This is a genomic window from Moorella naiadis (nom. illeg.), assembly GCF_051020825.1.
Taxonomy (GTDB): domain Bacteria; phylum Bacillota; class DSM-521; order Neomoorellales; family Neomoorellaceae; genus Neomoorella; species Neomoorella naiadis.
The window spans coordinates 1-10,844 of the sequence record NZ_JAXGFQ010000048.1 but is presented as its reverse complement, the minus strand read 5'-3'; the positions used below and the strand labels follow the sequence as shown (position 1 = coordinate 10,844).

Below are 10,844 nucleotides of genomic sequence, written 5' to 3'. Positions count from 1 at the left end.
CATCCCGAGAGCGAGGTTTACCTCGCCGGGCCGGCGGTAGCCGCCGCCAGCGCCATCCAAGGCCGCATCGCCGCCCCGGAAGAAGATATATAAGGGTTACAGGAAAATATAGCATCTGCGGCAGGAGGAGGGCTGGAGGATACAGGCGCAAGGCGACTTAGGTTTGAGGCGCTAGCAAACTTAGCGAAGCTGAACCGCGGCAGCGGTGAACGGGATGGGGATCATAGCGCGCCTTTCAGAAACGAAAAGTAGCGCCCTCCATTAAGGTTGACCAAAGGGATGATAGCAAGCCACCTCCGCTGCCGCGGGAGGCTGAGCGCGAAGTTTGCTAGCCGAAAACCACCGGAGCCTAAGCCTGTACCCTCCAGCCCCTAGAAGCTAAAGAGCAGCCTCTGCCCGGGAAGTAACGGAAAGGATGATCCAGATGCTCATAGCAGGCAAATGCCACACCTTCGGCAACGACATCGACACCGATGCCATCATCCCGGCGCGGTATTTAAATACCACCGACCCCGGGGAACTGGCCCGGCACTGCATGGAAGACGCCGACCCCACCTTTGCCGGCCGGGTGAGAGCTGGGGAGATAATCGTCGCCGGGAAGAACTTCGGCTGCGGCAGCTCGCGGGAACACGCCCCGGTAGCCATCAAAGCCGCCGGGGTAGCGGCGGTCATCGCCGCCTCCTTTGCCCGCATCTTCTACCGCAACGCCATCAACATCGGCTTGCCCATCTTCGAGTCCCCGGCGGCAGCAGCGGGGATCCAGGCCGGCGACGAGGTCAAGATCGATGCTGAAAAGGGAGAAATCGTCAACTTGACCCGGGGTGCGACCTACCCGGTGGCTCCCTTCCCGCCCTTCATGCAGGAACTCATTACCGCCGGGGGACTGATGCCCTATGTGGCCAGGAAGGTGAAAGGGTGTTCTTAACTTAAATGGATAGAAATATAATTGCTATAGCCCTATTAAGTAGTTTGTTGTGGTTAATTATCTTGATTGGTAAAGCCTCGCTTGGCTGGGGCTACTTTTCCGTGATTATAGGACTTAATTTATTGTTCTTTGGTTATCTTTATTTTGTTTACCAGTACAGGTGGAAGCGATCCCTTATTACCCTGGGAGAGAGGATCAAGAAAATTTCCGACGGGCAGCTTATCTGGGAGGAACCACCCCGGGGAGGCCGGGAAATCCAGGCCCTGGTGACAGCCTTTAAAGAATTCTTCTGGCAATACCGGCAGGTGTTGGGCCGGTTTTATGCCACTGGCGAGCAATTAAACCTTTGCGCTACCCAGCTGGCCGAAGGCATTGACAATATTAAACTGGCGGCCCACGAGGTCTCCCAGGTTATAGAGAGCATGGCCGGTGGCGCCGATAAACAGGCCCAAGCGGCAGGAGTCGTTCTCAACGCCGCCGAGGAAGGAGTGGAGCAGGGGCAAAAAACTAGCGCCGGGGCTGGGGAGGCCGCCGGCCTGGTCCGGGATACCAGGGCTAACCTGGAGTCATTAAGTGACGTTTTACATACCCTGCTGGAACATATTGAGAATACGGCTATCACCAACCAGCAGGCCAGCAGCAGGATTAAGGAATTACAGCAACAGGCCCAACAAATAACGGCGATCATTGAGCTGGTGAGCAACATAGCAGCCCAGACCAACCTCCTGGCTTTAAACGCGGCCATTGAAGCGGCCCGGGCTGGGGAACAGGGGCGGGGCTTCGCCGTCGTCGCCGAAGAGGTGCGGAAGCTGGCCGAGAGTTCCGCCCAAGCAGCCGCAGAGATTAATAGTGTCATAACAATTATTGCCCGAGAAATAGAAACTATCAGTACCCAGATTGAAGCCGCCAATAGCGCCGCGGCCCAGAACCTGGCTACCGGCCGGGCGGCCAGGGAATCCCTGGCCACCACCAACCGGGCGATGGTCGCGGCTGAAAAAGCCATGGCGACAATTCTAACCGCAGCGGCTTCCCAACAGGAACAGGAAAACAGAATCAAGGCCCTGGCCGGCGATGTGGCCATGGTTTCCCAGAATACGGCGGCGGCCGCTGAGGAGTGCGCCGCCGGGATGGAAGAGCAATCAGCCTCCCTGGATGAACTGGCCGGCACTGGCTGGCAATTGCAAGAAATGGCCGGGCAGTTACAGGAGCTTGTCGCCAGGTACGGTGGCGTAAGTGAATTAGATGTCCATATTCAGGATCGCGTTCGGGACGCCTTGGCCTATCTAGAGAAGGTCGCTGCTGATCAGCGGGTAATGGCCATGGAGGACCAGCAACACCAGGAGGCATTACCGGAGTACTATAGCCGCAACCCTGTTTTTGAGGCGTTAATAAGCGCCGATAAAAACGGAAAGGTTATCTTTAACACCAACACTGCTTCCACCGTCACAGACTTTTCCTTCCGCACCTGGTTCCGGGAAGCCATTAACGGGAAGCCCTTTGTTTCCAAAGTGTACATATCCGCAATAACGAGTAAATTAATCGTTACCCTGGCCGTACCGATTAAAAAAACCACTGGCGAGGTTGCCGGTACCCTCTGCGGCGGCCTGATGCTCGAGTGAAGGCTTTTTCCGCCCCTTGACGCCCATGCCATAGCATGCTAAACTTAAAGACACATAACTTAGCAGGTTAAATCCAGTGACGGGGAAAAGTAGGCTGTGGTGGACTGCCCAGCGAGCCGGTGGTAGTGGGAGACCGGCCAGGAGGCCAGGGTTGAAGTTCGCCCCGGAGGAGCAGGCTGAAGGCCGGTGAAAGGCCGGCTGGGTAGGCCGTGCCGGAACTCCCACCGTTACCAGGGAGGGGGTATCGGAAGAGATACCAGCGGAAGGTTAGCGACCTTGTACCGTCGTATGCCATACAACCACCAGTGTTCTGTTGCGGCCCAGGCAACCGGCGGGCGACCTTCCTGCAGTCCCTTTTCCCGTACCTTATAATGAGCGGGCTGTTTTGTTGCAGCCAATCAGGGTGGTACCACGGGTATAACTCCTCGTCCCTTGCGGGACGGGGAGTTTTTAATTTTACATGGGAGGCTTAGCAATGATCATCGTCATGAAGCCGGGGGCGACCCGGGAACAGATCGCAGCGGTGAGTGAACGCCTGGTAGAGCTGGGCTTTAAGACCCACCCCATCTACGGCCAGGAAAAGACCGTCATCGGCGCCATCGGCGACAAGAAGGCCTTGAGTTCCGAGGCCCTCATCAACCTTCCCGGCGTCGAGAAGATCGTCCCGATCATGAAACCCTACAAACTGGTCAGCCGTGAACTCAAGGATACCCCGACCATCGTCCGCCTGGGCGCCGTCCCGGTGGGGGGACGCGGCCTGGTGGTCATGGCCGGCCCCTGCGCCGTGGAGAGCGAGGAACAGCTCCTGGAGGCAGCCCGGGCCGTCAAGGCCGCTGGGGCCCAGGTCCTGCGCGGCGGCGCCTTCAAACCCCGGACCTCCCCCTATGCCTTTCAGGGCCTGGAAGAAGAGGGCCTGAAGATGCTGGCCCGGGTGCGGGAGGAGACAGGGATGCCCTTTGTCACCGAGGCCGTGGACACCCGGGATGTACCCTTGGTGGCCGAGTACGCCGACGCCATCCAAATCGGCGCCCGCAACATGCAGAACTTCCGCCTTCTGCAGGAAGCCGGGGCTACCGGCAAACCTATCCTCCTGAAGCGGGGCCTGGCGGCGACCATCGAGGAGTGGCTCATGGCGGCCGAGTACATCCTGGACAGCGGTAACCCCAATGTCATCCTGTGCGAACGGGGTATCCGCACTTTTGAAACGGCCACCCGCTTCACCCTGGACCTGGCGGCCGTGGCTGTGGTCAAGGAAAACTCCCACCTGCCCGTTATCGTCGACCCTAGCCACAGCACTGGCAGCTGGCGCCTGGTCCTGCCCATGGCCCGGGCCGCTGTGGCCGCCGGCGCCGATGGCCTTCTTATTGAAGTCCACCCCGACCCGGCGCGGGCCCTTTGCGACGGCCCTCAGTCCCTGCACCCGGAGACCTTTGACCGGCTCATGGGTGAACTGGCGCCGGTGGCCCTGGCCGTCGGCCGCGGCCTGGCCCCCACCGGTCTCTTCCTGGAACAGGTAGCCACCCTTTAAATTGTAACTGCAGCCCCCCCTGCCGGAGGCTGCTTTTTATAGGGAATAACTTCCACGACAGGTATAAATAGCAACGAGAATTGTTAAATTATCGTTAAAAATAAAAAGGAGATCAGTCTTTTCTGGAGAATTATAAGCCCTAAGGACCCCATAAAATCCCGAAAGGATGTGCATGGCTTGAAGAAGGACGTACTGGTAAGGGTTAGGGGCACCCAGACCAACGAGCTGGGGGAGCAGGACTCCATCGAGCTGATTACCGAGGGTCGCTTCTTCATCCGGGACCAACACTACTACATCCTTTATAACGAGACCTATCTATCGGGAATGGAGGGCACCACAACAACTTTAAAGGTGGAACCCCGGCGGGTGACATTGAACCGCATGGGCACGGCGGAACAGAAAACCACCTTCGAGACGGGGATTTTAAACGCTGGTTTTTATGTCACTCCTTATGGAACCATGAGGATCAGCGTTTTGCCGTCAAAGGTAGAAGTCGACTTGACAGAGCAAGGCGGAAGTATTAATCTAGAGTATGAATTACAGCTCGGTCAGGAGAAAGTCAGCGACAACCAGCTGCAGATCACCGTTGAGCATTTAGAGAGTTACGCTTAAGGAAAGTTGCCGACCCGTTGTTTTTTCAGAGGGGAAAAGGAGTACAGTCAGGTCGTGAATTTAGTACAAGAAACAAAAAGGCGGCTGGCGGCGGCATTGGCAGATGCTGCCGCCGCAGCCCGGGCAGCCGGCGAAATCAATTATGATGAGCTGCCCGATTTTGTATTGGAGACGCCGCGGGATAAAACTCACGGCGACTTTGCTGCTAACCTGGCTTTATTGCTGGCCAGACAGGCACGGCAGTCGCCCCGGAACGTAGCGGCAGCCCTTGTGCGGCACCTGGAAAGGCCGCAACCCGGCGTGGCCAGAGTGGAAGTGGCCGGACCGGGCTTTATTAATTTTACCCTGAATAACCAGTGGCTGCTGCCGGTACTCCCTGCTGTCCTGGCCGAGGACGACCAGTACGGCTGGTCCAATATCGGCCAGGGGGCCAGGGTCCAGGTGGAGTTTGTCAGCGCCAACCCCACCGGGCTCCTGCATATGGGTAACGCCCGCGGTGCCGCCCTGGGGGACAGCATTGCCAACCTCCTGACGGCAGTGGGCTACGACGTAACCCGCGAATTCTATATCAACGACGCGGGCAACCAGATCGAGAATTTCGGCCTTACCCTGGAGGCCCGTTACCTTCAGGCCCTGGGCCAGGAAGCGGCCATTCCTGAAGACGGCTACCACGGGGAAGACCTCATTGCCACCGTCAGGCGCTTTATCGAGAAATACGGGGATAAATACCTGGACACCGACCCGGCCTTAAGGCGGGAGATGCTGGTCCGCTTTGCCCTGGAAGAAAAACTGGCCGCTATCCGCCGGGTCCTGGAGGACTTCGGCGTCACCTACGACGTCTGGTTCAGCGAGCAGTCCCTCCATGACTCCGGCGCCGTAGCCCGGGCTATGGCCGACCTGGAAAAGGCCGGATATATTTATGAAAAGGACGGAGCGCTCTGGTTCCGGGCCACTGAATTCGGCGACACTAAAGACGAAGTAGTGGTGCGCCAGAACGGTATCCCCACTTACTTCGCTGCCGACATTGCTTACCACCGCAATAAATTTGAACGCGGCTTTGAGCGGGTGATCAACGTCTGGGGCGCCGACCACCACGGCCATGTCGCCCGCCTTAAAGGGGCCATCCAGGCCCTAGGTTACGACCCCCGTCGCCTGGAGGTCGTCCTCATGCAGCTGGTGCGCCTTTACCAGGGCGGCGAGATCCTGCGGATGTCCAAACGTACCGGCCAGTACATCACCCTAGAGGAGCTTATTGAAGAGGTCGGCCGGGATGCGGCCCGCTATTTCTTCGTTATGCTGAACAGCGACAGCCACCTGGAGTTTGACCTGGACCTGGCCCGCTCCCAGTCGGCGGACAACCCGGTCTACTACGTCCAGTATGCCCACGCCCGTATCTGCAGTATCCTGCGCCTGGCCGGGGAGCGGGGCATAGAAATACCGCCGGCCCGGGACGCCCGGTTAGAGCTTCTCCAGGACCCGGCTGAGATTGAGTTAATCAAGCAAATCGCCGCCTGGCCGGACACCGTGGCTGGAGCGGCCCTGGCCCTGGAGCCCCACCGCCTGACGCGTTTCGCCCATGACCTGGCCAGCCTGTTTCATAGTTTTTACACCAACTGCCGGGTCCTGGCCGACGACCCCGAGATCCGCAAGGCGCGGCTGGTGCTGGTGGAGGCGACCCGGATCACCCTGCGCAATGTCCTGAACCTCCTGGGGGTCACCGCCCCGGAGAGGATGTAGTTATTTTAAGTCGGAGGAAAAATATGCCTGCCAAGTTTATTTTCGTCACCGGCGGTGTCACCTCTTCCCTGGGGAAGGGTATAACCGCCGCTTCTTTAGGTAGACTCCTGAAAAGCCGGGGCCTGAAGGTGGCCATCCAGAAGTTCGACCCCTATATCAATATTGACCCCGGCACCATGAGCCCTTACCAGCACGGCGAGGTCTTCGTTACCGACGACGGCGCCGAAACGGACCTGGACCTGGGCCATTACGAGCGCTTCATCGACATCAGCCTCACCAAGGCCAGCAACGTCACCGCCGGTAAAGTATACTGGTCCGTCATCTCCAAGGAACGCCGCGGCGACTTCCTGGGCGGTACCGTCCAGGTGATTCCCCACATCACCAATGAAATCAAAGAGCGCCTCTACCGGGTAGCCGAGGAGAGCGACCCGGATGTCGTCATCACCGAGATCGGTGGCACCGTGGGCGACATCGAATCCCTGCCCTTCCTGGAAGCCATCCGCCAGATGAAGAGTGACATCGGCCGCGACCGCGTCCTTTACATCCACGTCACCCTGGTTCCCTACCTGCGGGCCGCCCGCGAGGCCAAAACCAAGCCCACCCAGCACAGCGTCAAGGAGTTGCGCAGTATCGGCATCCAGCCGGATATCATCGTCTGCCGGACGGAGCGCCCCTTCCCCCGGGAAATGGAAGAGAAGATCGCCCTCTTTTGCGATATCGACCCCGATGCCGTCATCCAGGCCTGGGATGCGGATTCCATTTATGAAGTCCCCCTGATGATGGAGAAGGAGGGCCTGGACAGCATCGTCGTCGAGCGGCTGAAGTTAAACTGCGGCCCGGCGCAAATGGATGACTGGCGGGCCATGGTGGAGCGGTTGCAGCATATCACCGGGCACCTGGAGATCGCCCTAGTGGGGAAATACGTCACCTTGCCCGACGCCTACCTGAGCGTGGTGGAATCCCTGCGCCACGCTGGTATGTACCATAATGTGCAGGTAGATATCCGCTGGGTTTACTCGGCTGACCTGGAGCGGGGCAATCAAGAACAGCTCCAGGGGGTGGCCGGCATCCTGGTGCCCGGGGGCTTCGGCGACCGGGGCATTGAGGGTAAGATCGTCGCCGCCCGTTATGCCCGGGAGCACGGCATACCCTTCCTGGGCATCTGCCTGGGGATGCAGCTGGCGGTAGTCGAGTTCGCCCGCCATGTCTGCGGCCTGGAAGAGGCCAACAGCTCCGAGTTCAACCCGGAGACACCTCACCCGGTCATCGACCTGCTGCCGGAGCAAAAGGAGATTGCCGACAAGGGCGGCACCATGCGCTTGGGGCTCTATCCCTGCCGGCTGCAACCCGGCACCCGGGCCTACCAGGCTTATAAGGAGGCCGTAATTTACGAGCGCCACCGCCACCGTTACGAATTCAACAATAACTACCGGGCTGAACTGACGGTCAGGGGCCTGGTAATCAGCGGCACCTCCCCGGACGACCGCCTGGTGGAGATTATCGAGCTGGCCGATCACCCGTGGTTCGTAGCCTGCCAGTTCCACCCGGAATTCAAGTCCCGGCCCAACCGGCCTCATCCCCTTTTCCGGGACTTCATTGGCGCCGCCTGCCGGCGGGCCGGGGGAGGTAAAGCCTGATGGCTGTAGGCAAGACAACCCGAAGAGGTGGGGCGTAATGGCTACCAGGCAGGCCCGGTTAATCGGGCCGGATGAGGAAAAGGCCTTTGATGCCTTTATAGCCGGTCACCCCAAAGGCCACTTCCTCCAGTCTTACGGCTGGGGAGAGGTCAAGGCGGCCACCGGTTGGCGGCCCCTGCGCCTGATCCTGGAAGAGGAGGGCCGGATCATCGCCGCCGCCAGCCTGCTACGGCGACAACTACCCTATATCCAGAAAGCGATCCTTTACTCTCCCCGGGGGCCGGTGGTGGACTTTCACGACACCGACCTTTTTAGTGAACTTCTGGCGGCCATCGGCCGGGTGGCACGCCAGGAAGGGGCCATCCTGTTAAAAATCGACCCCGATATACCCGAGGGGGATAGCCAGGTCAAGACCCTCCTCCGGGAGAAGGGCTTTCGCCTGGCTACCGGCGGCGCCGGCTTTGACGGCGTCCAGCCCCGCCACGTCTTCCGCCTGGATATAACTCCGCCCCTGGAGGAGCTCCTGGCCAATATGCACGGCAAGACCAGGTATAACATCCGCCTGGCCGAGAAAAAAGGGGTAACCATTAAAGAAGATTGCACCCTGGAGGACCTGCCGGTTTTCTATGAGATTTTAAAAGAAACCACCCTGCGGGACCGCTTTCTGGTCCGTTCCTACGGCTACTTTGAAACCATGTGGCGGGAGATGGTGGCGCGGGGCTACGCCAAACTCTTCCTGGCCCTCTACCAGGGGGAACCCATCGCTGGCACCCTGGCCTTTATCATGGGGGATAAGGCCTGGTACCTCTACGGCGCCTCCAGCAACCGCCACCGCAACGTCATGCCCAATTACCTGCTGCAGTGGACTATGATCCGCTGGGCCAAAGAACAGGGCTGCACCATGTACGACTTCCGGGGCGTGCCCGGCATTCTCGCTGAAAGCAACCCCCTTTACGGCCTCTACCGCTTCAAAAAGGGTTTTAACGGCGAATTCACCGCGTTTGTCGGCGAGTACGATCTGGTTTACGCCCCCTTCTACTACTGGCTCTGGCAGACCCTCCTGCCCCTCTACTCCCAGGGCTTCCGCCGCCTGCTTTTTTGGCGTAAAGCCCGGGGAGAACAAGACCGGCAGGCCGACAGTGAATAAAAGAGAGGTGAAGCCCATGGACCTGGATAACATCACCCGGCTGGTAGGGCCGCGCTGGATTACCATTGAGGCTACCGCCCTGGAACACAACCTGCGGGCCGTCCGGACCCTGCTCCAGCCTGGCACCCGCCTGCTGGCGGTAGTCAAAGCCGACGCCTATGGCGCCGGGGCCGTGGCCGTAGCCCGGGTCCTGGAGGCAGCCGGGGCCGACTATCTTGGGGTGACTACCCTGGCCGAGGGCCTGGAGTTACGCCGCGCCGGGCTGAACCTGCCCATTCTCCTCATGAGCCCCCTCCTGCCGGCAGAGTTGCCAGACGCTATTGCCGCTGATCTGACCCTGAGTATCAGCAGCCGGGCGGGGGCCGAAGCAACGGCCGCAGCCGCCGCAATGGCCGGACGGCAGGCCCGGGTTCACCTTAAGGTCGAGACCGGCCTGCAACGCACCGGTCTGGAGCCGGACGCAGTAGCCCCCCTGGCGACAGAGATGGCCAGCTGGCCTGCCATCCAGCTGGAGGGTATCTATAGCCACCTGGCCGAGGCCACCAGCCCCGCCTCCGCCGGCAGGCAGCTGGAGTGTTTCCGTTCCGTCCTGGCGGCTCTAGACGAAAGAGGGATTACCATCCCTTTAAAACATATTTGCAATAGCTCCGGGATTTTATACCACCCGGAGATGCACCTGGATATGGTTCGTGCCGGCACCCTCCTTTACGGCCAGTTTCCCTACCGGGCCCCCCGCCGGGGCTTAGAATTACATGATACCTGGCAGTTCACCGCCCGGATCCTCTTTATCCACGATGTCGCCGCCGGCACCCCGGTGGCTTACGGCGGCGACTATGTAGTTAAAAAGGCCACCCGCCTGGCCGTCATTCCCCTGGGTTATGCCGACGGCTTCAGCCTGACGGCCGTCGCCCGGCCGAAGAATTTGAACGACCTGGCCCGCTACCTAGTTAAGACCGTTCTGGCCTACCTGGGCCGGGGCGGGGGCGAAGGCACTACTGTAACCATTGCCGGCCGGCCGGCCCCGGTGGTAGGCCGGGTCGGCATGCAGCTAACAATGGTCGATGTCGGCCACCTGCCGGAGGCGACCGTCGGCCAGGCCGTCACCGTCGACCTGCGCCGGCCGACGGCCAGTACCCGCCTGCCGCGGGTGTACTGCCACGCGGGACAACCCTACCTGGTACGGACCACGGCCGGGGAGCTTATCCCGGCTACTGAGGGACGTTTGTCATCGGGTACATCGGGTACAAATAATGCAATCTAAAAAAATAAAATGAAGGAGCAGGAATCTGGCAACAGTTACCGAATATTTAAATACAGCGAAGAGCAAGCGAAAAAGCGGAGCGGTAAAAAAGGGGGTATTAAGGCCACTGGAACCGGAGGTGAGCTGGTCTGACGGGTAAAAAGGTAATGGTGATTGATGACCAGCCCGGTGTACGTCGTTTAATCGCTGAGGCTCTAAAAGTAGCAGGCTTTACTGTCACAGCAGCGACCGATGGCCAGGAGGCCCTCGAAAAGATCGTCCTGGAAGAACCCTCTCTGGTCATCCTGGATATGAAGATGCCGGGTATGAATGGCCTGGACTTTCTCCAGGAGCTACGGCGACGATTTATAGCCCTGCCCGTGATTGTTATTACAGCCT

9 protein-coding genes and 1 other annotated feature are annotated in these 10,844 nt (G+C 59.6%); all 9 genes read left to right on the top strand.

Features of this window, described 5'->3' with window-relative positions; all coding sequences use genetic code 11:
• Positions 1-424: 424 nt before the first annotated feature.
• Positions 425-925: a 3-isopropylmalate dehydratase small subunit gene (locus tag SDD30_RS16665; protein WP_434076061.1), complete on the top strand. Its 501-nt coding sequence runs from the start codon at positions 425-427 to the stop codon at positions 923-925.
• A gap of 5 nt (positions 926-930) precedes the next feature.
• Entirely contained in the window at positions 931-2,544 is a 1,614-nt protein-coding gene (locus SDD30_RS16660; RefSeq protein ID WP_434076060.1) for a methyl-accepting chemotaxis protein, read from the top strand.
• Positions 2,545-2,611: 67 nt separating this feature from the next.
• Positions 2,612-2,980, top strand: a binding site (T-box leader).
• A 39-nt stretch (positions 2,981-3,019) separates the two neighbouring features.
• Entirely contained in the window at positions 3,020-4,072 is a 1,053-nt protein-coding gene (aroF, locus tag SDD30_RS16655; RefSeq protein ID WP_434076059.1) for a 3-deoxy-7-phosphoheptulonate synthase, read from the top strand.
• 177 nt (positions 4,073-4,249) lie between these two features.
• The gene (locus SDD30_RS16650) at positions 4,250-4,684 is read left to right on the top strand and encodes a YwiB family protein (protein ID WP_434076058.1); all 435 of its coding nucleotides are present in this window, start codon (positions 4,250-4,252) and stop codon (positions 4,682-4,684) included.
• 54 nt (positions 4,685-4,738) lie between these two features.
• A complete protein-coding gene (argS, locus tag SDD30_RS16645; protein ID WP_434076057.1) occupies positions 4,739-6,421 on the top strand; it encodes an arginine--tRNA ligase in 1,683 nt (560 codons plus the stop codon).
• Positions 6,422-6,444: 23 nt separating this feature from the next.
• Positions 6,445-8,058 (top strand): CTP synthase, encoded by a 1,614-nt coding sequence (pyrG, locus tag SDD30_RS16640; protein WP_434076056.1) that lies wholly within the window; start codon positions 6,445-6,447, stop codon positions 8,056-8,058.
• A 37-nt stretch (positions 8,059-8,095) separates the two neighbouring features.
• Positions 8,096-9,205 carry a lipid II:glycine glycyltransferase FemX gene (locus SDD30_RS16635; protein WP_434076055.1) on the top strand — a complete coding sequence of 370 codons (1,110 nt, stop codon included), beginning with the start codon at positions 8,096-8,098 and terminating at the stop codon, positions 9,203-9,205.
• Complete coding sequence (gene alr, locus SDD30_RS16630) at positions 9,198-10,466, top strand: alanine racemase (RefSeq protein ID WP_434076054.1); 1,269 nt, start codon at positions 9,198-9,200, stop codon at positions 10,464-10,466. The genes SDD30_RS16635 and alr overlap by 8 nt, the downstream gene beginning before the upstream one ends.
• A gap of 146 nt (positions 10,467-10,612) precedes the next feature.
• Positions 10,613-10,844, top strand: a 232-nt coding sequence (locus tag SDD30_RS16625; RefSeq protein WP_434076053.1) for a response regulator, incomplete at its 3' end; no start/stop codon positions are given.

What these genes read in the sequence shown, in the direction of transcription:
- SDD30_RS16635 (WP_434076055.1), top strand. Translation starts at nt 8,096, where the DNA reads ATGGCTACCAGGCAGGCCCGGTTAATCGGGCCGGATGAGGAAAAGGCC.
- SDD30_RS16665 (WP_434076061.1), top strand. Translation starts at nt 425, where the DNA reads ATGCTCATAGCAGGCAAATGCCACACCTTCGGCAACGACATCGACACC.
- aroF (WP_434076059.1), top strand. Translation starts at nt 3,020, where the DNA reads ATGATCATCGTCATGAAGCCGGGGGCGACCCGGGAACAGATCGCAGCG.
- SDD30_RS16660 (WP_434076060.1), top strand. Translation starts at nt 931, where the DNA reads ATGGATAGAAATATAATTGCTATAGCCCTATTAAGTAGTTTGTTGTGG.
- pyrG (WP_434076056.1), top strand. Translation starts at nt 6,445, where the DNA reads ATGCCTGCCAAGTTTATTTTCGTCACCGGCGGTGTCACCTCTTCCCTG.